17 protein-coding genes are annotated in these 21,809 nt (G+C 61.2%); 7 read left to right on the forward strand and 10 right to left on the reverse strand.

Features of this window, described 5'->3' with window-relative positions; genetic code table 11:
- Nucleotides 1-21 precede the first annotated feature (21 nt).
- Nucleotides 22-1,203: an NAD(P)/FAD-dependent oxidoreductase gene (locus HGP16_RS15890; RefSeq protein WP_168840980.1), complete on the reverse strand. Its 1,182-nt coding sequence runs from the start codon at nt 1,201-1,203 to the stop codon at nt 22-24.
- 137 nt (nt 1,204-1,340) lie between these two features.
- On the opposite strand from HGP16_RS15890, the gene HGP16_RS15895 reads away from it, so the two are divergent.
- The 5 genes from HGP16_RS15895 (at nt 1,341) to edd (ending at nt 8,412) form a co-directional block, all read left to right on the forward strand.
- Nucleotides 1,341-2,777 (forward strand): glutamine synthetase family protein, encoded by a 1,437-nt coding sequence (locus HGP16_RS15895; RefSeq protein ID WP_168840981.1) that lies wholly within the window; start codon nt 1,341-1,343, stop codon nt 2,775-2,777.
- 13 nt (nt 2,778-2,790) lie between these two features.
- A complete protein-coding gene (locus HGP16_RS15900) occupies nt 2,791-4,089 on the forward strand; it encodes an FAD-binding oxidoreductase (protein WP_168840982.1) in 1,299 nt (432 codons plus the stop codon).
- A 131-nt stretch (nt 4,090-4,220) separates the two neighbouring features.
- Nucleotides 4,221-5,696, forward strand: coding sequence for a glucose-6-phosphate dehydrogenase (gene zwf, locus HGP16_RS15905; RefSeq protein ID WP_168840983.1), 1,476 nt, complete (start codon nt 4,221-4,223; stop codon nt 5,694-5,696).
- Between the two features lie 15 nt (nt 5,697-5,711).
- Nucleotides 5,712-6,410, forward strand: a complete 699-nt coding sequence (pgl, locus tag HGP16_RS15910) for a 6-phosphogluconolactonase (RefSeq protein WP_168840984.1) — start codon at nt 5,712-5,714, stop codon at nt 6,408-6,410.
- A 178-nt stretch (nt 6,411-6,588) separates the two neighbouring features.
- Nucleotides 6,589-8,412, forward strand: coding sequence for a phosphogluconate dehydratase (gene edd / locus HGP16_RS15915; RefSeq protein ID WP_168840985.1), 1,824 nt, complete (start codon nt 6,589-6,591; stop codon nt 8,410-8,412).
- 41 nt (nt 8,413-8,453) lie between these two features.
- Here edd and HGP16_RS15920 read toward each other — a convergent pair whose 3' ends face one another.
- Nucleotides 8,454-9,284 (reverse strand): DUF3313 domain-containing protein, encoded by an 831-nt coding sequence (locus HGP16_RS15920; RefSeq protein WP_246703488.1) that lies wholly within the window; start codon nt 9,282-9,284, stop codon nt 8,454-8,456.
- Nucleotides 9,285-9,581: 297 nt separating this feature from the next.
- Between HGP16_RS15920 and HGP16_RS15925 the strand changes: the two genes are divergently transcribed.
- The gene (locus tag HGP16_RS15925; protein WP_168840987.1) at nt 9,582-10,178 is read left to right on the forward strand and encodes a TetR/AcrR family transcriptional regulator; all 597 of its coding nucleotides are present in this window, start codon (nt 9,582-9,584) and stop codon (nt 10,176-10,178) included.
- A gap of 53 nt (nt 10,179-10,231) precedes the next feature.
- On the opposite strand, the gene HGP16_RS15930 is transcribed toward HGP16_RS15925, so the two are convergent.
- The 6 genes from HGP16_RS15930 to HGP16_RS15955 form a co-directional block, all read right to left on the reverse strand.
- The gene (locus tag HGP16_RS15930) at nt 10,232-10,585 is read right to left on the reverse strand and encodes a hypothetical protein (RefSeq protein ID WP_168840988.1); all 354 of its coding nucleotides are present in this window, start codon (nt 10,583-10,585) and stop codon (nt 10,232-10,234) included.
- A 305-nt stretch (nt 10,586-10,890) separates the two neighbouring features.
- On the reverse strand, nt 10,891-11,979 hold the full coding sequence (locus HGP16_RS15935) for an ABC transporter ATP-binding protein (RefSeq protein WP_168840989.1): 1,089 nt from the start codon (nt 11,977-11,979) through the stop codon (nt 10,891-10,893).
- 21 nt (nt 11,980-12,000) lie between these two features.
- Nucleotides 12,001-13,653 carry an alpha-glucosidase gene (locus tag HGP16_RS15940; RefSeq protein WP_168840990.1) on the reverse strand — a complete coding sequence of 551 codons (1,653 nt, stop codon included), beginning with the start codon at nt 13,651-13,653 and terminating at the stop codon, nt 12,001-12,003.
- A 35-nt stretch (nt 13,654-13,688) separates the two neighbouring features.
- Nucleotides 13,689-14,843: a carbohydrate ABC transporter permease gene (locus tag HGP16_RS15945; protein WP_168840991.1), complete on the reverse strand. Its 1,155-nt coding sequence runs from the start codon at nt 14,841-14,843 to the stop codon at nt 13,689-13,691.
- Between the two features lies 1 nt (nt 14,844).
- On the reverse strand, nt 14,845-15,861 hold the full coding sequence (locus tag HGP16_RS15950) for a carbohydrate ABC transporter permease (RefSeq protein WP_168840992.1): 1,017 nt from the start codon (nt 15,859-15,861) through the stop codon (nt 14,845-14,847).
- Between the two features lie 123 nt (nt 15,862-15,984).
- On the reverse strand, nt 15,985-17,346 hold the full coding sequence (locus tag HGP16_RS15955) for an ABC transporter substrate-binding protein (protein WP_168840993.1): 1,362 nt from the start codon (nt 17,344-17,346) through the stop codon (nt 15,985-15,987).
- A 312-nt stretch (nt 17,347-17,658) separates the two neighbouring features.
- On the opposite strand from HGP16_RS15955, the gene HGP16_RS15960 reads away from it, so the two are divergent.
- Complete coding sequence (locus tag HGP16_RS15960; RefSeq protein ID WP_168840994.1) at nt 17,659-18,690, forward strand: substrate-binding domain-containing protein; 1,032 nt, start codon at nt 17,659-17,661, stop codon at nt 18,688-18,690.
- A 60-nt stretch (nt 18,691-18,750) separates the two neighbouring features.
- Here HGP16_RS15960 and HGP16_RS15965 read toward each other — a convergent pair whose 3' ends face one another.
- Together HGP16_RS15965 and HGP16_RS15970 are read right to left on the reverse strand one after the other, a co-directional pair.
- On the reverse strand, nt 18,751-19,650 hold the full coding sequence (locus HGP16_RS15965) for a bifunctional methylenetetrahydrofolate dehydrogenase/methenyltetrahydrofolate cyclohydrolase (RefSeq protein ID WP_168840995.1): 900 nt from the start codon (nt 19,648-19,650) through the stop codon (nt 18,751-18,753).
- Nucleotides 19,651-19,767: 117 nt separating this feature from the next.
- The gene (locus HGP16_RS15970; RefSeq protein ID WP_168840996.1) at nt 19,768-21,696 is read right to left on the reverse strand and encodes a succinoglycan biosynthesis transport protein; all 1,929 of its coding nucleotides are present in this window, start codon (nt 21,694-21,696) and stop codon (nt 19,768-19,770) included.
- Nucleotides 21,697-21,809 lie beyond the last annotated feature (113 nt).

The raw sequence follows: 21,809 nt of genomic DNA on the forward strand, positions 1-21,809 counted from the left end.
CGGCCTGTTGGCAAGGTCAATTCAGGCGGCCTCGCCGGCGACATGGCCGGAGGCCCAGGCCCATTGGAAATTATAACCGCCCAGCCAACCCGTCACATCGACGCACTCACCGATGAAGAAGAGGCCAGGGACGGTTTTCACCTGCATCGTCCGCGAATCGAGACAGTCCGTGTCGATGCCGCCCAGCGTCACCTCCGCCGTGCGATAGCCTTCGGACCCCGACGGCTTGACCGACCAGGATTGGATGGCTGATGCGAGCTGCTGCAGGCGCTTGTCGGACTGATCGGCCATATTGCCCGATATGCCTTCGTTCTCGACGAAATGCTGCGCCAGCCGTTTCGGCAGGATCTCGGCAAGGGCCGTCTGCGCGGATTGCCGGCCATTCATCTGCTTGGCCTTCTTGAGAAGCTCAAACATGTCGATATCGGGTTCGATCGCGACGGTAATGTCCTCACCTTCCCGCCAGTAAGAGGAAATCTGCAGAATGGCCGGACCGCTGAGGCCGCGATGGGTGAAGAGAAGGGCCTCGCGGAATGCCGTCTTGCCGTGGCGGATTTCGGCGGGCGCGGCAATGCCCGACAGAGGTGCGAGGCGCTGGAGCAATTGCGGATCGAGCGTCATCGGCACGAGGCCCGGCCGGGTCTCGACAACAGGCAATCCGAATTGCTCGGCGATGCGGTAGGCAAAGCCGGTGGCTCCCATCTTGGGGATCGACTTGCCGCCCGTCGCGACGACCAGCGAAGATGCTTCGAAAACGCCTTCGGACGTGCTGATGCGATAGCCGCCAGCACCTTGCTCGATGCCGCTGATCTCCGTTCGCAACCGAAGTTGCGCATCCGCAGCGCGCATTTCGTCGGTCAGCATGCGGATGATGTCCTTGGCGCTGTTATCGCAGAAGAGCTGGCCGAGCGTCTTTTCGTGCCAGGCAATGCCGTGGCGCTCGACCATGGCCAGGAAATCCCTGGGCGTGAAGCGCGCCAGCGCCGATTTGGCGAAATGCGGATTGGCGGACAGGAAGTTCCTCGGACCGGCATTGATATTGGTGAAATTACAGCGGCCGCCGCCCGAAATGCGGATCTTTTCGCCTGGCGCCGCGGCCTGATCGAGCACGACGACGGAGCGGCCGCGCTGGCCGGCGCGGATGGCGCACATCATGCCTGCCGCGCCCGCGCCGAGGACGATTACATCATATCTGTCAACCACGCTTCAGCCCTTCATTCTTCGCCGCGCTCTCTCGTTTCCTTTTCCATCATACGGCGAAAGTCCGAGCGGTTTCCCCCTCGCCAATTGGCAAACTGCGGTTATGATGCAATCTCCGATCAACGCAAATACGGTGTTTTATGCCCGCGAGAAAGACCCCGCTGAAAGCTTCCGTGCCGGTCTCAAAAATCCCAACGGTTCCTCCCAGCCTGAGATCGGCACGCGGCGTGGCAAACTGGAAAGAGGCAGCCCAATGGCTGCGGGCACGCGGGATCGAGGACATAGAATGCATTACGCCGGACCTTGCCGGCGTGCCGCGCGGCAAGATGATGCCGACCTCGAAATTCACCTCGAACACCTCGCTGGCACTGCCCTCCGCGATCTATCGCCATACGATTTCCGGCGAATATCCGGAGGAGACCGAAAGTTTCCGTTACGAGCCGCGAGACAGCGACTTGAAGCTGGTGCCCGATCTTTCGACGCTTTCGGTCGTGCCCTGGGAGAGCGATCCGACGGCGCAGGTCATCTGCGATATCGTCAATTCCGAAGGGCATGCGGTGTCCTATACGCCACGCAACCTGCTGAAGCGCATCATGGGGCTCTATCGCGATCGCGGCTGGAAGCCGGTGGTCGCACCCGAGATCGAATTCTACCTCGTCGCCAAGAATGACGATCCGGATTATCCGCTGCATCCGCCGAAGGGCCGCTCCGGCCGCTCGATCCTCGGCGGACAGGGTTATTCGATCGCCGGCATCAACGAGTTCGACGAACTGATCGACGACATCTACCATTTCTCGGAGAAGCAGGGTCTCGAGATCGACACGCTGATCCATGAAGAAGGTCCGGCGCAGCTCGAAATCAACCTGCGCCACGGCGACCCGATCGAGCTTGCCGACCAGGTGTTCATGTTCAAGCGCACCATTCGCGAGGCGGCGCTGAAGCACGGCATCTACGCCACCTTCATGGCGAAGCCGATGCAGAGCCAGGCCGGCTCGGCGATGCATATCCATCAGTCGGTCGTGAACATCGAGACCGGCAAGAATGTTTTCACCAATCCGGACGGCAGTCCGTCGCAGGAATTCTTCCATTTCATTGGCGGCATGCAGCGCTACGTGCCGAATGCGCTCGCCATGCTTGCGCCCTATGTGAATTCCTATCGACGGCTGGCGCCGAACATGTCGTGCCCGGTCAACAATGCCTGGGGCTACGACAACCGCACCACCGCGTTCCGCGTTCCCGTTTCCGATCCGCAGGCCCGCCGCGTCGAGAACCGGCTGCCGAGCTCCGACGCCAATCCCTATCTCGCACTCGCCGCCTCACTCGCCTCCGGCTTGCTCGGCATCATGAAAAAGGTGGAGCCGACGGCGCCCACCGAGGATTCGGCCAATGAAGGCTCGATCGACCTGCCGCGCGGCCTTCTGGAAGCCATTGCGCTGCTTGAGGACGAGCCGGCCTTCGAAGAGGTCCTCGGCAAGGACTTCATCGACATCTATGCCGGCGTGAAGCGGGGCGAATTCGAAACCTTCATGCAGGTGATCAGCCCGTGGGAGCGGGAATTCCTTCTGCTCAACGTGTGAGGAGGGACCGTCCATGGCATTGCAGGAAACATGGCAGAGCCCGATTGCGCCGGGCCTTTCCTTCTACCAGGCGACCGTCGGCCCGCGTGCGAGCTATCCGCGGCTCGACGGCTCGCGCCGGACCGACGTCGCGATCGTCGGCGGCGGCTATACCGGCCTCCAGGCCGCCTATAATCTCGCCAAGGGCGGCGCCGGCGTCGTCCTGATCGATGCCAACCGCTTCGGCGACGGTGCCTCCGGCCGCAATGGCGGCCAGCTCGGCACCGGCCAGCGCTGGTGGCCGGAGGAGATGGAGGAGAAAATCGGCTACGAGCGCTCAAAAGCGCTCTTCGACCTTGCCGAGGATGCCAAGCGCCATCTGCTCGATTTCGTATCCGAGCAGGGCATCGACATCGACTTCCTGCCCGGCCAGATGAATGTCACCCACAAGCGCAGCTACAAGCGCGACTACATGGACAATGCGGAAATCGCGGCGACGCGCTACGGCTATCCGCACATCACGTTCATGGATCAGGCCGAAACCCAGGAGCGGCTGGGTTCGCAATTCTATCTCTACGGCGTCCGGGACATGGGCACAGGCCATATCCATCCGCTGAAGCTGCTCATCGGCCTTGCCCGGGTCGCGGCGGAAGCCGGTGCAGCCCTTTTCGAAATGACCAAGGCGAAGAGCTTCCGGCAATCGGGCGGCAAGACCATAATCGAAACGGATGGCGGCGAAATAACCGCCGACCGCGTGCTGATTGCCTGCAACGGCTATATCGGCAATCTCGAGCCCGTGACATCGAGCCATGTCATGCCGATCCGCTCCTTCATCGGCGCCACGGAGCCGCTCGATAAGTTTCCGAGCGTTCTGCCCGGCAATGAGGCGGTGGCCGATTCGCGGTTCGTCGTCCGCTATTTCCGCAAATCCAAGGATGGGCGCCTGCTGTTCGGCGGGCGCGAAGCCTATACATCGGACAATCCCCGCGACATAACGCAGCACATCCGCCGGCAGATCGCTGAAATCTATCCGGCGCTCGGCGATATCAAGATCGACTATGCCTGGGGCGGCTCGGTCGGCATCACCATGCCGAGGCAGCCCTTCGTGCGCGAAGTCATGCCCGGCGTCACCTCGATCGGCGGCTATTCCGGCCATGGGGTGATGCTGTCAAATTATTGCGGTAAACTCTATGCGAAAACGGTACTCGGGAATGCGGATGAACTTCACCTCTTCAGGGAGCTGAATATCCCGCCCTTCCCCGGCGGTGCGCGCATGCGGGCGCCTCTGCTGTTCCTGGCGCTCTCGTGGTTTGCGTTGCGCGACAGGTTTTGAAAACCGGAAGATGATTCCTTCCGCCGGCAATCCGCTCTAAAAAGCCGACCTGAATTTTGCGATGCACACTGGCCTTTTTAAATCGATTAGATTAAAAGAGGCCTCAACCAAGACCGATTGAGAGATAGCTCATGAGCAGCCAAATCATTCCCGTTGAACCATTTGATTATGTCGTTTTCGGCGGCAGCGGCGACCTTGCCGAGCGCAAGCTCCTGCCCGCTCTTTATCATCGTCAGATCGAAGGCCAATTTTCCGAACCGACCCGCATCATCGGCGCATCGCGCAGCGCGCTTTCCAATGAAGAATATCGCAAATTCGCCGACGCCGCCCTCAAGGAACACCTGAAGAAGGGCGAATATGACGACGCCGAGGTCAAGAAGTTCCTGGCTCGCTTGTTCTACGTGCCCGTCGACGCACGCAGCGACGCCGGCTGGGATCAGCTGAAGAAGATCCTGGATGAAGGCAAGGAGCGCGTGCGCGCCTTCTATCTCGCGGTCGCTCCGGGCATCTTCGGCGACATCTCGCAGAAGATCCATGATCACAAGCTGATCACCAAGCAGACGCGCATCGTCGTCGAGAAGCCGATCGGCCGCGACCTCGCATCGGCCCTGCAGCTGAACGACACGATCGGCAAGGTCTTCAAGGAAGAGCAGATCTTCCGCATCGACCATTACCTTGGCAAGGAGACGGTGCAGAACCTGATGGCGCTGCGCTTCGCCAACGCTCTCTACGAGCCGCTGTGGAATGCCAATCACATCGACCACGTACAGATCACGGTTGCGGAATCGGTCGGTCTCGAAGGCCGCGCCGGCTACTACGACACAGCCGGCGCCCTGCGCGACATGGTGCAGAACCATATCCTGCAGCTGCTTTGCCTGACCGCGATGGAAATCCCCTCCTCGATGGATTCCGAAGCTGTCCGCGACGAGAAGTTGAAAGTGCTGCGCGCGCTGAAGCCGATCAATGCATCCAACGTCGAGCAGGCGACGGTTCGCGGCCAGTATCGCGCCGGCGCATCCTCGGGCGGCCCGGTCAAGGGCTACCTTGATGAACTCGAAGGCGGCGTTTCCAACACGGAAACCTTCGTCGCCATCAAAGCCGAGATCGGCAACTGGCGCTGGGCTGGCGTTCCCTTTTACATCCGCACCGGCAAGCGTCTTGCCGGACGCATGTCGGAGATCGTCATCACCTTCAAGCCGATCCCGCACAATATCTTCGATCAGGCCGCCGGCCGCACCGTTGCCAACCAGCTGATCATCCGCTTACAGCCGGACGAAGGCGTCAAGCAGTCGCTGATGATCAAGGATCCGGGTCCGGGCGGCATGCGCCTGCGCAATGTCTCGCTCGACATGAGCTTCGCATCGGCCTTCAACGTCCGCAATCCGGACGCCTACGAGCGCCTGCTGATGGACGTCATCCGCTCCAACCAGACGCTCTTCATGCGCCGCGACGAAGTCGAGGCGGCGTGGGAGTGGGTCGATCCGATCCTCAAGGGTTGGGAAGAAGCAGGCCAGCAGGTGCAGGGCTATACCGCCGGTACCTGGGGTCCGAGCCAGGCTATCGCGCTCATCGAGCGTGACGGCCGCACTTGGCACGACGATATCTAATCCGGGACGATAACGATGACAGCAAATATGCATGCTTTCGCCAATGGCGCCGAACTCGCCGGCAAGCTCGCGGACAAGGTGGCCGAGACCCTCTCGGCTGCCATCGACGCGCGCGGCTCCGCAAGCATAGCGGTCTCCGGCGGCTCGACGCCGAAGGCCTTTTTCCAGACGCTGTCGTCGCGCTCGATCGACTGGGGCAAGGTGACGATCACCCTGGTCGACGAACGGTTCGTGCCGGCGGACAATCCGCGCTCGAACCACCTGCTCGTTCAGGAAAACCTGCTGAAGGATAAGGCGGCAGCCGCCAACTTCCTTCCACTCTACCAGGCTGCGGCTTCCGTCGAAGAGGCCGCCGCCATCGCCACCGAAAAGACCAAGGCTGTCGGCCGTCCTTTCGATGTCGCCATTCTCGGCATGGGCAATGACGGCCACACGGCTTCCTTCTTTCCGGGCGGCAGCAATCTCGCAACCGCACTTGATCCGAACACTCCGCGCGGCATCATCACGATGGAAGCGGAAGGTGCCGGCGAGCCGCGCCTGACATTTACCTTCTCCAGTCTTCAGGATGCCCGATTGTTGGTGCTCCATGTCGAAGGAGAAGGCAAGAAGGATGTCCTCGCCAAGGCGGAGGCAGCAGGCGAGGAAACCGAGATGCCGATCCGCGCCATGCTGCGCCGGGCCGCTTCTCCGGTCGAGATTTATTGGGCTCCGTGATACGGCCGGCAGGCTTCGTCATCGAACCCTGAAGACACAGCAACATGTGCTGCGCCATGCGCCCGCAAGGGTGCGCCGGCAGTGCATTGACTTATAAACCCCGCGCCAGGCCCTCTACCACGATAGATCGAAGCAGATCTTACGGGCACAGCGCAGAACAGACGGAGGCAGATCGACCATGGCCGCTGACGCCCGCATTTCAGCGATTACCGCACGTATCGTCGAGCGCTCGAAGCCGACGCGCGAGCGCTATCTGGACCGCCTGCGCAATGCCGCAACGAAGGGAGCGCAACGCTCCGTGCTCGGCTGCGCCAATCTTGCGCATGGCTTCGCCATCTGTTCCCCCTCCGAGAAAGAGGCACTGGCGGGAGAACAGGTGCCCAATCTCGGGATCATCACCTCCTACAACGACATGCTCTCGGCGCATCAGCCCTTCGAGACCTATCCGGCGATCATCCGCCAGGCAGCCGCAGAAGCCGGCGGCATCGCGCAGGTTGCCGGCGGCGTGCCCGCCATGTGCGACGGCGTCACGCAAGGACAACCGGGCATGGAGCTCTCGCTCTTCTCGCGCGATCTGATCGCCATGTCGGCGGCCGTCGGCCTGTCGCACAATATGTTCGATGCGGCCGTCTTCCTCGGCGTCTGCGACAAGATCGTGCCGGGCCTCGTCATCGCAGCCCTTTCCTTCGGCCATCTGCCCGCCGTCTTCATTCCGGCCGGGCCGATGACGTCTGGCCTGGCGAACGACGAAAAGTCGCGCGTACGTCAACTCTATGCCGAGGGCAAGGTCGGCCGCGCCGAACTGTTGGAAGCGGAGTCGAAGTCCTATCACGGCCCCGGCACCTGCACCTTCTACGGCACGGCCAATTCCAACCAGATGCTGATGGAAATCATGGGCTTCCATATGCCGGGCGCCTCCTTCGTCAATCCCGGCACGCCGCTGCGCGAAGCCCTGACGCGCGAGGCGACCAAGCGCGCGCTCGCCATCACCGCCATGGGCAACGAGTTCACGCCAGCCGGCGAGATGATCGACGAGCGCTCGATCGTCAATGGCGTTGTCGGCCTGCATGCGACCGGCGGCTCGACGAACCACACGATGCACATCGTCGCCATGGCGCGCGCGGCCGGCATCGTGCTCACCTGGCAGGACATTTCCGAGCTGTCCGACATCATCCCGCTGCTTGCCCGCGTCTATCCGAACGGGCTTGCCGACGTGAACCATTTCCATGCCGCCGGCGGCATGGGCTTCCTCATCAAGGAACTCCTGAAGAAGGGGCTGCTGCATGACGACGTGCGCACCGTCTACGGCCAAGGCCTCAGCGGCTACTCCATCGACGTCAAGCTCGGCGCCGACGGCAACGTCCTGCGCGAGCCGGCACCGGAAAAGAGCGCCGATCCGAAGGTGCTGGCAAGCATCGAAACTCCGTTCCAGACCAGTGGCGGCCTGAAGATGCTGCGCGGCAATATCGGCAAGGCGGTTATCAAGATTTCCGCGGTCAAGCCGGAGCGCCACATCGTCGAAGCGCCGGCCGTGATCTTCCACGATCAGCTGGAGATGCAGCAAGCCTTCAAGGACGGCAAGCTGAACCGCGATTTCGTCGCTGTCGTCCGCTTCCAGGGACCGAAGGCAAACGGCATGCCGGAGCTGCACAAGCTGACGCCGGCGCTCGGCGTGCTGCAGGATCGCGGTTTTCGCGTGGCGCTTTTGACCGACGGACGCATGTCCGGCGCATCGGGCAAAGTACCCGCCGCCATCCACGTGACGCCGGAAGCCATCGACGGCGGCCCGATCTCCCGCATCCGGGAAGGCGACATCATCCGCGTCGACGCGATCGCCGGCACGCTTGAGGTGCTGGTCGATGCCGCCGACATGGCCGAGCGCGAGCCTGTTACCGCCGATCTCTCGGAAAACGAATACGGCATGGGCCGCGAGCTCTTCGCCCCTTTCCGCCACGCCGCAGGGCCGGCGGATCAGGGCGCGAGCGTCCTGTTCCACCATTAAGGTTTTCCGCCGGAATTCCGTAAGACGACGTCGACGGCTGCTTAAAGAGCCTTCGACGCCGTTTTTTCCGCATCCGCCGGAGCCTTATCCGTCCACGCGGGCGGAAGGCCAAGGCGGGCTCCCACGAAGCCTTTCACGCCTGGGGACTTCCCGAATACCTTGCAGGCCTCATACTTGGGTGCCCTGCCGACGAGTGACGCCAGTTTTGCTCTGGATGGGAAAGAGGGCGTCGCTCCGAACGGCGTTTTTCCCTTGACCAGCATCTTGCTGAAATCACCGCCGAATTTGGCGGCAAGGCTATAGGCATCCCCTTCCCTGGCAACCGTTCCCGAATCAAGAAGTGCGTTTGCGCCGCGTCCCCAGATCATGACCGCCTTCTGCACGCCCTGGGGATCGAGAGCCTCCGCCTCGAGGGAGAGGCTGCCCATGCCGATCGGAATGCGGGGAACGGGCACGGGTACACCCGGCAGCAATATGCTCTTGCCCACGGATGCGACTTTCGAAACGCCGACAGCCGTAGCATTGGTTGCCTTGACCTGTGTCACCACGGCGCGGATGGTCAGATCCGCCGACTCGGACAGGCCGACAACGACGAAGCGCTCGCTCAATCCGGAGCAAAGCGCTCTATCGACGGCATTGGTGACGAGGTTGCGTTGCTCGGGTGTGAAGGCGGCGCTTTCAGCCCGCATCGAAAAAGCTGCCGGAACGATCTTCACGGTCTTCGCCGTCAGAACATCATCCCTGCTCACCCGAAGAAGTGAATGCGCGACCAGCCCGTCCGATCGGGTCAGGCCGTCGTAGGACCGCAAGGATCCCGCACGATCCAGCGGCGCGGCGGCGCAGCCCCCCAACAGGCTCAGTAGAACAGCCATCGAGTAAATATCGCGCCTCAGACGGCTTTCAGCGGCATTTGGACCAGAGGTCTTATTTCCATCGTGATTTGGGATTGCATTGGCTGGCATTGATGTTTGTGCTCCTGCACCCGGTTATGAACATTCAGCATCAACATTAAATATCGCACTTGGTGTAAAAATTAATGTTGGCTACTTTGCGGCAATCGGGAGGCGAGGCGAAAGAATTATTTTACCGGGAATTGCGATCTCTGAGAAAGGAGCCCGAGAGCATGCCCATGATTTGAGTGGCGCTGCGACTCATGCCAGAATGGCCGGATGCATAATGCAACCTCAAAGCCGGAAGGCCTGCGCGAGCGCAAGCGGCGCCTTACATTTCAACGCATAGCGGAAGCCGGACTGAAATCCTTTCTTGCGAAGGGATATGAGGAGACGACGATCGACGAGATTGCGGCGGCCGCCGGTATTTCCCGCCGGACTTTCTTCTATTACTTCAAAAGCAAGGACCAGATTCTTCTGGCGCACCAGCGCGGATACATGGACGCGCTTCGGATGAGCATCATGGAGAATGCATCAGCCGGGCGACCGATCGAGGTCGTTCATCAAGCCACCCTGGGACTTGTGGCTCGCCTCGAGGCGAAAGCACCGCAGCTTCTTGAGACGGCCAGGCTTTTACGTCAAAGCGAAACCCTGCACGCCCGCTCGCGAGGTAACTCTTTGCAGCTCGAGCAAATCGCCTATCAAGCCCTGTGCGAATTGTTTCCGACGAGGGATCAGGACGGTCTACGGCTGGTTTCGATGATCGCAGTGAGCCCGCTTCGCCTGTCGGTCGACAAATGGCTGCAGGAAAATGGCAGGCTGCCGCTGATTGAGTATCTTGAGGATGCGCTTCGGAAATGGCGAACGGAAATCTGATCCGCCGGCCGCATGGATTGTTGCCAGCAACTATTCCTGGCGGCGAGACTTGATCAGCCCTTGATATCGAGCACGCGGTTTTTGTGGGCCGGATGCGTGCTGTAGACGAAGATCTTGTTCATTTCCTTCTCCGTGAGGAGCCGCAGGAAACGGACTTCCACCGTATTGTTGGGGAATACCTTCATCAGAACGCAGCCGATCTTGGTGATGCGGGCGTCGGGAATATCCAGATAGAATTGCTTCGGCAGATTATACTGGGTCAGGATCGCAAGCACTGCGCTGCTCTGCGAGATGCGGATAATATCGCACCGGCGAGACGCAAGGTTCATCACACCCTTTTCGGTGTATTCGAGCCGCGCCGCGTTCATCGTATCTTCCATGCGGAACCGCACTTCGCGGTCATACATGAAGGATTCTTCTTTGTTGAGGAAATGCTGACCTGAATTAGCTCTGCCGAAAGCGGCCATCTTGGTAAATCCCTAGGGTATATTACAAAGAGGAGACTATCAGCGGGTATTTAACAGAAGGTTTGAACGCGCCAGCCCAAGTTGAATTTTGTTTGTTCATCTTAGAGCCGGATGATTTTAGGTCTGCTCGACCTAAAGTCTGAATCCGCTCTAGAATCAAATAAGTAGAGCGTGATGTCGTCCGAAAACCGCCTACACTTTTCGGCATCACGCTCCAGCTTGAGCCGGCGTCGTGCCATGAGCGCCTACTTGCGATAGGAATGTCCCTCGGCATCGAAGAGATGCAACTTCTGCCGGTCGGCAGCAAACCGCATCTTCTGGCCACGGTGGATATCGGCGATACCGGGGATCTTGACGATGATCGGCTCGCCATCGACCAGGCCTTCGATATAGAGCTGCGTCACTTCGCCGAGCGCCTCGACGATGGAAACCTCACCTTCGAAGAGATAGTCGTCACCGGCCGCGATACGCAGGTCTTCGGGACGCACGCCGAAGCTCGCCGTCTTGCCCTTCTCGGAAGCTGCCGTCGGCATGTCGAGCGTCACCGACTTGCCGCCGGTCAGCGTCACGGTCGTCGTCGCGCCGGTTTCGGTCACCGTGGCTGTAATGATGTTCATGGCCGGTGAGCCGATGAACTTGGCGACGAAGAGGTTGGCCGGGCGCTCATAGAGTTCGAGGGGCGCGCCGACCTGCTCGACGCGGCCGGCCGACAATACGACGATACGGTCGGCAAGCGTCATGGCTTCCACCTGGTCGTGCGTGACGTAGATCATCGTCGTCTCGGGCATGGAGTCGCTAAGTTTGGCGATCTCGATTCGGGTCGCGACGCGCAGGGCGGCGTCGAGGTTCGACAGCGGCTCGTCGAACAGGAAGACCTTGGGATTGCGGCAGATGGCGCGGCCGATGGCGACGCGCTGGCGCTGGCCACCCGAAAGCGCCTTCGGCAGGCGTTCCAGATATTGGGTGAGCTGCAGGCTTGCCGCCGCCTCGCGCACGCGGCGGTCGATCTCCTGCTTGCTCTCGCCGGCGATGCGCATGCCGAAGGCCATGTTGTCGTAGACGGTCATATGCGGATAGAGCGCGTAGGACTGGAAGACCATGGCGATGCCGCGCCGGGAGGGCGGCACCTCGTTCACTTTCTGCCCGGCAATCATCATATCGCCTGAGGTGATGCTTTCGAGCCCGGCGATCATGCGCAGCAAGGTGGACTTGCCGCAGCCGGACGGGCCGACGAAGACGATGAATTCGCCCTCGTTGATCTCCAGATCGATGCCGTGCAGCACATGCACGCTGCCGTAGGATTTCTTGATATCCTTCAGAACAAGTCCCGTCATTATGCTCCCTCCTCCCAAAGGTCAGGCAAGACGCGCGAAATAAGCGCCCCAGGCCGGAATATCGATCTTGTTGCCGTAGTTGTTGCTGGTGAACCCGTGCCCCGTCAACGCCTGCCAATTGCCTTCCGGCAGCATCGCCATTGCTTCGACGGGGCTCATGTTGAAGGCGCAGAGAATGGTCTCGTCGGCGTAAGCGCGGCTGTAGACGAGCACGTCGCCCTGTGGCTCCCAGAAGGCGATCTCGCCCTTGGCGAAGGCCGGATGCTGCTTACGGAAGGCGAGGAAACGGCGATACTGCTCCAACACGGAATTTTCATCGCCCTGCTGGACGCTGACGGCGCGCAGGATGTGCTCGACCGGCACCGGCAGCCAGGGCTTGACGGTGGAAAAGCCGCCCTGCGTAACCTGGCTGTCCCAGACCATGGGCGTGCGGCAGCCGTCGCGTCCCTTGAACTCCGGCCAGAACTGGATGCCGTAAGGATCCTGCAGGTCCTGATAGGCGAGATCTGCTTCCGTCAACGCCAGTTCCTCGCCCTGATAGAGGCAGACGGAGCCGCGTAGCGTCAGCAGCAGCGCCGCGTAAAGCTTGGCGAAAGCATCGCGATCGGCGACCAGATTGCCCCAGCGGCTGACATGGCGCACGACGTCATGATTGGAGAACGCCCAGCAGGCCCAGCCCTCCGGAGCCGCGGCGGCAAAATCCTTCATGACTTCCTCGACGCGGTCCGGCGACAGCGCGTCCGGCGACAGGAATTCGAAGGCGTAGCACATATGCATCTTGTCGCCGCCGGAGGTATATTCGCCGACGATCTCAAGGCCACGTTGGCTGTCGCCGACTTCGCCGACGGCGGCAATGGCCGGATATTCGTCGAGGACGGCACGAAAGCGCTTCAGGAATTCCAGGTTCTCGGGACGGTTCTTGTCGTAGAGATGCTCCTGAAAATTATAGGGATTGACGGCCGGCGCGGTGGACGCGTTGCGGCGCGCAGGCTCCAGCGCCGGGTTGTCGCGCAGCTCCTTGTCATGGAAGTAGAAATTGATCGTATCGAGGCGGAAACCATCGACGCCACGGTCGAGCCAGAAGCGCACGACGTCAAGCAAGCGCTCCTGCACTTCGGGATTATGCAGGTTCATATCCGGCTGCGAGGTCAGGAAGTTGTGCAGGTAATATTGCATGCGGGTCGGATCCCACGCCCAGGCAGAGCCGCCGAAGATCGACAGCCAGTTGCTGGGCGGCGTGCCATCCGGCTTGGCGTCGGCCCAGACATACCAATCGGCCTTGGGATTGCTCTTGCTCGAACGGCTTTCGACGAACCAGGGATGACGATCCGAGCTATGCGACAGCACCAGATCGATCATCACCTTGATGCCGAGACGATGGGCTTCCGTCACCATCGCATCGAAATCGGCCAGCGAACCGAAGATCGGGTCGACGTCCTCGTAGTTGGAAACGTCATAGCCGAAATCGCGCATCGGCGAGGTGAAGAACGGCGAAATCCAGATCGCATCGACACCGAGAGCCGCGACATGCGGCAAACGGACGGCAATGCCCTTGAGATCGCCGATGCCGTCGCCGTTGGAGTCCTGATAGGAGCGCGGATAGATCTGATAGATCACGGCGCCGCGCCACCAGTCCTTGTCAACTTCCGAAGCCGATTGAAGAGCAATGCTCATGCTGAATGGGTCCTATGTGAGTATGTGTTTTTGGATCAGCCCCCCTTCACCGACCCGGCAAGCAGACCGCGCACGAGATAGCGCTGCAGACCGAAGAAGACGAGGAGCGGAATAAGGATGGTGACAAAGGCCGATGCCGTCAGGATTTCCCAATTGCCGCCGCGCGAGCCGAGCAGCGCGTTGAGAGCGGCCGTCAGGACCAGATGGTCCTTGTCGGTGCCGAGGAACACCATCGCGATCAGGAGGTCGTTCCATACCCAAAGGAACTGAAAGATCGCGAAGGAGGCCAGCGCCGGGAAGGACAGCGGCAGGATGATCTTGACGAAGATATCGAAATCGCTGGCGCCGTCGACGCGAGCGGATTCGATGATCTCCTTCGGCAGGCCGGCAATGTAGTTGCGCAGCAGATAGATGGCGAGCGGCAGGCCGAAGGCCGTATGCGCCATCCAGATGCCCGGATAGGTCTTCGACGGCACGCCGAAGATCTGGCCGATCTCGTTGTAGATGCGCAGGAGCGGGATTAGCGACATCTGCAGCGGCACGACGATGAGGCCAACGACGAGCGCGATCAGGATCGCGCGGCCGGGAAACTCCATCCAGGCCAGCGCATAGGCGGCAAAGGCGGCAATCAGGATCGGAATGATGGTTGCCGGGATCGTCACCGTCAGCGAGTTGATGAAGGATTGGCCGATACCTTCGCCACCCAGCACGTTGCGATAGTTGTCGATCGTGAATTGCGGCGGCGTGGCGACGGTCAAATAGACACGCTTGGCACGCGCATCGGCCTCGAACGGGCCGTTCTTCTGATAGCGATAGCTGCCGTCGGCATTGATGGTCAGCGTCTCGCCGTTCTCGAGTTGCGCAGGCGAGCCAGCCTTGTAGGCTGCCGGCTCCTGCACGCGCAGACCGAAAGACTGGATCTTGCCGTCGCCTTCAACGGTGAGCGCGCCTGATATCACGAAATTCGCGCCGTCCGGCTTTGCCTTGTCCGGCCCGTCGAGACGGGCGGCCGTCGTGCGGGAGGAACCGGCAAAGGCCGTCCACCAACCGGAAGCGACGATCTGATCCCTGTCGCGCAGCGCGGTGACGAAGATGCCGAGCGTCGGCAGCAGCCAAAGAAGGACGATGAGCAGCACCGCGGCATGAACGAAGATACGGGCGGGACCGATACGGCCGAGATTTCCAATCATGTCAGCGCCCCTTCGTTTCTGCGTTTGCACGACGGATGTTCCAGATCATGATCGGTGTGACCGCGACCATGATGACGAGCGCGATGACGGCGCTTCTGCCGCTGTCGCCACCGCCTCTAAACATCCAGTTGAACATCAGGTTGGCGAGAACCATCGTGTTCCACTGGCCGTTGGTCATTGTGAGAACGATGTCGAAAACCTTTAGGACGAGGATGGTGATGGTGGTCCAGACCGTGGCAATCGTGCCCCAGACCTGCGGCACCATGATCTTCCAGAAAATCTGCCAGCCATTGGCGCCGTCGATGACGGCGGCTTCGATGGTTTCTTCCGGAATGCCGCGCAATGCAGCCGAGAGGATGACCATGGCAAAGCCGGTCTGAATCCAGATCAGCATCACCATCAGGAAGAAATTGTTCCAGAACGGAATGGTGATCCAGACCTCCGGCGTACCGCCGAAAAGCTGGACGACCGCGTTCAGGAGGCCGATCTGCGTGTCGGTGCCGCCACGATATTCGTAGATGAACTTCCAAATGACCGAAGCGCCGACGAAGGAGATCGCCATCGGCATGAAGATGACCGCCTTGGCGATATTGCCCCACCAGATGCGGTCGGTCATGACGGCGATGACGAGGCCGAAGAAGGTGCAGGCCGCCGGCACGACGGCAAGCCAGAGGATGTTGTTGAAGATCGACTGGCGGAATTCGGTGTCGTTGAGCGCCCAGAGGTAGTTGGCGCCACCGACGAATTTATTGCCGTCCGGCCCGTAGAAGGACAGGATGAACGTCGCGACGACGGGATAGACGAGATAAACGGCCAGCAGGAACAGCGCCGGCCCCAGGAACAGCCAGGGGCGGATGAGACCGCGGCGTCGAAGGTTGACGGCCGCCCGATGGACCTCGTCCCCCTCCCTTGCCGGGAAGATCAAGTCCAAGAGCTTGTTGGAGAACCAGAAATAAGCGGCGCAAATGGCAACGCCGAATATCATGGCGCCAATCGCCGATACGATCTGCGAAAACATCCATTCCCTCCCCGAATTTACCTGCTTGAGTCCATCAGTCCGGCATCGGCCGCGCATAGGGGCGCGCCGTTATATGTTATTTAGCGCCGCCGGCTTTGACCGGCGGCGCTGGACTATGATGTCTTACTTGATGGCATCCCAGGACTTCTGGACCCCGTCGGCAACATCCTGAGCGGACTTGCCGCCGACGAAGTCCACCATGCCTGTCCAGAACGCGCCCGCGCCGATCTTGCCCGGCATCAGGTCGGAGCCGTCAAAACGGAAGGTGGTCGCCGAGGTCAGGGTCTCGCCTTCCTTGCGCAGCGTGTCGTTGGCATAAGCCGCGGTATTGACGGCCTTGTACGGCGTCAGGAAGCCGGACTGGGCCATCCAGACTTCCTGGGCGATCGGCGTCTGCAGGAACTGGATGAAGGCGCGGGCAGCCTTCGAGTCCTTGGTGATGGCCGCCAGCGTGCCGGCGCCGAGAACCGGCTTGCCGAGTTCAGGATGCGCGGCAGAGGGCGGGAAGTAGAAGAAATCCGCATCCTGGCCGAGCTTGGTGCCTTCCGGGAAGAAGGACGGGATGAAGGATGCCTGCTTGTGCATGTAGCACTTCGGCGGGACCGTGAAGAGGCCCTTAGGGCTGTCGCGGAAGTCCGTCGAGGCAACGGCGGCGACACCGCCGGCGACATATTTCGCGTTCTTGGAGAACTTGCCGAATTCCTCGATAACCGAGACGACCTTCGGATCGTTGAACTTCAACGTGTTGTCGACCCAATGATCATAGTCCTGCGGTGCGTTCATGCGCAGCATCAAATCTTCGACCCAGTCGGTCGCCGGCCAGCCGGTCGCACCGCCAGACCCGAGACCGATGCACCAGGGCGTACCGCCGTCCTTGACGATCTGGTCTGAAAGCTTGAGCAGGTCCTCCATCGTTGTCGGAACCTTGTAGCCCGCTTCCTCGAAATTCTCGGGCACATACCAGACCAGCGACTTCAAGTCGGCCTTGTAAGGGAAGGCATAGAAGGCATCCTTGCCGTCCTTGCCCTTGTAGGTGCCGTAGCCGACCCAGCTGTCGCCGGCGCCGTAGTTCGTCTTGACCCAGCTCGCGAGATCGTCACCGAGCGGCGTCAGATAACCCTTGCTGGCAAGATTGGCGAAAAGGCCCGGCTGCGGGAGGATGGCGACGTTCGGCGGCGAACCGGCCTGCGTGTCGATGACGATCTGCTGCTCGTAGTTTTCCGAGGATGAATATTTGGCGTTCACGCCGGTCGCTTCGGTGAAGTACTTGAGGACGCTAGTGAAGAGCGCTTCGTCCTCGCCGCGCCAGGGGCCGAAGATGGTCAGCGTCTCGCCCTTCAGGTCGGCATGCGCCGACTTGAAGTCATCGTAGCTTTTCCAGTTGAACTTGGAGTCCTGACCGGGCTGGAACTTCAGATCGGCCGCCATCGCCGTACCGGCCACCAAGGCGGCGGCAGCGACGGTCATCAAAAACATCTTTTTCATGCGGTTGTCCTCCCAAATAACGAAACCCATGAGCCCAAACACAGTTTTGTGCTGTGCAGTGCGCCCCATTCCTCAAAGCGCTTTGGCTACCTCTCTCATCCATTGCGAGCGGGGAAAAGTCAAGCGCTTTTCAAATTCTGGCTAATATTCATAGAATATCTCGCGTTGCAGCATAAAATAGGCGGCGATATTTTGCTATTTGTCTTGTCTCGGGCGCATCGCCTGCTACATATTAAAAGCGCTTTGGATGTCAGCGATATTCGGGAGGTGTGCTGGCACCAGAGCAGTCGGGAATTGGAGGAGCCGAAATTCGTGAACCTGAAACAGCTATCGCAAATGCTCGGGCTGTCGCAGACGACAGTCAGCCGGGCATTGAACGGATATCCCGAGGTTAATCGCGAGACCCGCGAGCGCGTTCTCAAAGCGGTTCGGGAAACCGGCTATCGTCCCAATAAGGCGGCGCAAAGGCTCGCGACCGGCAAGGCCGGCTCGATCGGGTTGGTCATGCCGACATCACCCGGCAATTCCTCGGACGTGCATTTCAGCGAATTCCTGACGGGGCTGGGAGAAGAAGCGCTGCGGCACGATTTCCATTTCGTGCTGACGCCTGCGGATCCGAACGATGAAGTCGGCGCGTTAAAACGCCTGGCGGCCAGCGGCAATGTCGACGCGCTCTTCGTCAACTATATGCGTGGCCACGATCCGCGCCTGGCCATGCTGAAGACCCTGTCCATGCCTTTCCTCGTGCATGGGCGCTCGATCGGCTCCGAGCCGGACTATCCCTTTCTCGACCTCGATAATGAAGCCGCCTTCTACGACGCCACGAAGCTGCTGCTGCAGCTCGGACACCGGCGCTTCGCCCTTTTGAACGGCCCGATCTATCTTGATTTTGCCATTCGCCGGAAGAACGGCATGGAAGCCGCCCTTGCTGAGCGCGGCCTTGCGCTCGACGAGGCCTGCACCAGCCATACGCCGATGACCGACGAGCAGGGCCTGCTCGTCATGGAGCGCATCCTGCAGATGGAGAAGGAGAAGCGTCCGACCGCGGTACTCTGTTCCAGTACCGTGCTGGCGCTCGGCGCCGTTCGCGCCATCAACCAGGCCAAGCTTAGATTGGGAGAGGATATCTCGCTCATCGCCCATGACGACGTGCTGACGCTTTTGAAACCGGAAAGCTTCACCGTGCCGCTGACGACGACCCGCTCGTCGCTGCGTGCGGCCGGCGTGCGCATCGCCGAGCGGCTGATCGGCGAAATCAAGCATACCGAGACGTTTCCGACCCAGGAATTGTGGAAGGCCGAATTGATCGTTCGCGCCTCGACCGGCGTTGCGCCGGCCGACTGACACTTGGCTTAAAGCGCGTCGTTATCGCAAAACCGCTGCACACTTTTGCGCGACAATGCTTCAGAACTTCGGCGGCTTTTTACCGGCGGCGCGATGGGCTGCGATGACGGTATTGGCCATCAGCATGGCGATCGTCATCGGACCGACACCGCCCGGAACCGGCGTGATCGCACCGGCGACATCCAAGGCTTCGGCATAGGCGACATCGCCCACCAGCCGGCTCTTGCCCGCGCCGCGCTCAGGGGCCGCGATCCGGTTGATGCCGACATCGATGACCGTCGCGCCCGGCTTCACCCAGTCGGCCTTGACCATCTCCGGACGGCCGACGGCCGCCACCAGAATATCGGCGCCGCGTGCGACGGAGGCGAGATCCTTCGTCCTCGAATGCGCCGTCGTCACCGTCGCATTGGCATTGAGCAGCAATTGCGCCATCGGCTTGCCGAACAGGTTGGAGCGGCCGATGACCACGGCGTTCAGTCCCGACAAGTCCTCGCCATGGATGCGCCGCACCAGAAGCATGGCGCCGGCCGGCGTGCAGGAGATCAGCCCGGTTTCGAGATCGCCGGTTGCCAGCTTGCCGGCATTGACGACATGCAGGCCGTCGACATCCTTATCCGGCCGGATCGACTGAATGATCGCATCGGAATTGAGATGCTTCGGCAGCGGCAGCTGCACGAGAATGCCGTGGATGGAGGGATCGTCGTTCAGCGAGGCGACCAGGCCTGCGAGCGCCTCCTGCGTCGTCTCGGCCGGAAGCGTGTGCTGGACGGAGTTGAAGCCGCATTCCTTGGCCATGCGGCCCTTGGCGCCGACATAGGCGTGGCTGGCCGGATCGTCGCCGACGATGACGACCGCAAGTCCGGTCTTCACGCCGGCCTCAGCTTCAAGTCCCGCCGCCGCAGCCTTCACAGCCTCGATCACCGAAGCCGCCGCTTGTCTCCCGTCGATCACTGTCGTCACGCTCGTCTCCCGATCATGAATTCGGTGGCAATCTACAGACCATCGGCCCGGCATAATTGCCTGCTAACGCCCTATGGTGTCTGAAAGCGGTAATTGCAAGGGAAAACGATGGGGCGGTCAGCCGCGGTCCTGATGCCTGCGCACCGCGTAGATTTCGACCTTGGCACGCAGGGACGCAAGCTCCCGTTGAATGCGGACCCACTCATCCGCAATGTCGAGCCGACTCCCAATTTCGGAGCCAGCCGTCGCCGGCTCGACCGCGATAGCCGGCAAAGGCTGAAGCGAGATGTCGCCATCCTGATGGAAAGAGGGGATGGCCGGCAGGACGTTGTCGTCAGCCATATGGTCTTCCGCAGCTTCGGCACCGCCCAGCCACTTGCGCAGGAATACCGCGCCAAGTGCCACGCCAAGAGCGGCCAGAAAACCGACTGCCTGGTTGCTCGCGAGATGGTCGTCCAGCGGTAGAGCCGATGCGACCGCTTGCGAAATCACCGTCAGCGGCTGCCTCGCTTGCGGCACCGACAGGGCGGCATTCTGTTGATCGGCCTCATAGCGGCTCTGGGCAACGGCCACGGCATCCTGCAATTGCGCGAGGCGGATGACGTCGACATCGATGTTCTTCTGGCTGAGGGCCGTCATCTCGGCTGAAAGAGCTGTCTGCTTTTCGAGAGCCGCCTTCACATCGGCATCGCTGCTGACGACGAGCCTCTGTAATTGACCGCGGATACTGGCGACAAGATCATCGACTGTCGCCTGCTGCGCAAGCAAGCGGGGATGGCGCGGGCCGAGTTGCGTCGAAAGCTGGGAAAGCTGGGCCTTGGCGGCACTATAGCGGCCGCGCAGGTCGTCGAGCCCGGTGAAAGCGGCATCGCCCGACGAGGCCCCACTCAGCAGGGAGGCCGGCGTGGCCGACCTGATCGATGCAAGGCGAGATCTGGCCGCGCGCACTGCCTGCTCGGCGGCCTTTATGTCGCCGTCCAACCGCTGGCGCCGCTGCTGAAGCGCCAGCGCCGCAGCGATCTTGTTCTCGCCATAGTGCGCCTTGAACTCGGCCAGAGCCGCCGATGCGCGATCTAATTCCTTGCGGCTGCGATCGGCTGCCGTCTCGACCCCGAGCGACGTGCCAGCCGCTTTTGAAACCGCAGCATCATAGAGGGTGGCGACCGCCAGACGATTGGCAATATCGGCCGATCTGGCGGGATCGCCGCTGGTCACGGTCAGGCGCAGCAGGCCTGTCTGGCCGTCGATACCGACGGCGATGCCCTTGCGGAGGGTCGACTGGGCGCGCGAAGGCGCATCGGATGCGTTGCCGCTGCCGGACAGGAGCTCAACGACGACACCAAGGGCGCCCGCCCGACTGCCGGTAAATTCCGGATCGTGATCGAGCTTCATCCTGGCGACAATATCGGACAGCACGGACGGCGCGACGGCACGCTTCGCCGCGACGTCGAGCAATGTCTGGCGTCCACCGCCCTCACCTTCCGCATGCAGGACAGCTTGCGACATATAGAGCGGCGGCGATGCAAGCATCGTCGGGATGGTCGCTCCCGCCAAGGCTGCTGCAATGACGAAACAGAGAGAGCGGATGCTGAGAGACCGGCGACCCGCGCGAGGCCTGTGTTCGGCAAGAATGGGGATGGCAGTCTGTGGGGGAAGTTCCGCCGCTCCTTCGAGCAGGTCGGGCACGAATTCCAGCAGGTCGGGCACAGGCTCCCGTGCCGGTTCCCGCATTTGTTCGCGCTGCGTGTGGCGGAACGTCGGAATGCTTTGGATATCCGCCGCAGTAGGCCGATACTCCGACGGCGCCGCGCCCATCGGCCCCGTTCTCCCCGAGACCGGATAAGGGTCGCCATCCAGCCTCCTGCGCAAAATGGCGCGCAGCTCCGTATCGCGTGGATCGTCGGAATTGGCTGCCCGGAGATGGGCTGTACCGCGCAAGCCATCTTCGCCCCGATGGGGAGAAACGTGCCGGTTCCACCCACGCGACACCTCGAAGGTTTCCGCATCCTCTGGGTAAAATCCGGGCGTGGCTTTGCTTTCAAACATGGCGGGCTATCTCGCGCACATGGTCGGAGACCAATGCAATGGTTAACCCACTCTAAACTTTCATGCCAAAGAAAGAGTTAACGCCGCGCCCGCGAATACTAATGCGGTCGAAC

Origin of the sequence: Rhizobium sp. P40RR-XXII (genome assembly GCF_012641405.1) — a bacterium.
In the GTDB taxonomy this organism is placed as follows: domain Bacteria; phylum Pseudomonadota; class Alphaproteobacteria; order Rhizobiales; family Rhizobiaceae; genus Rhizobium.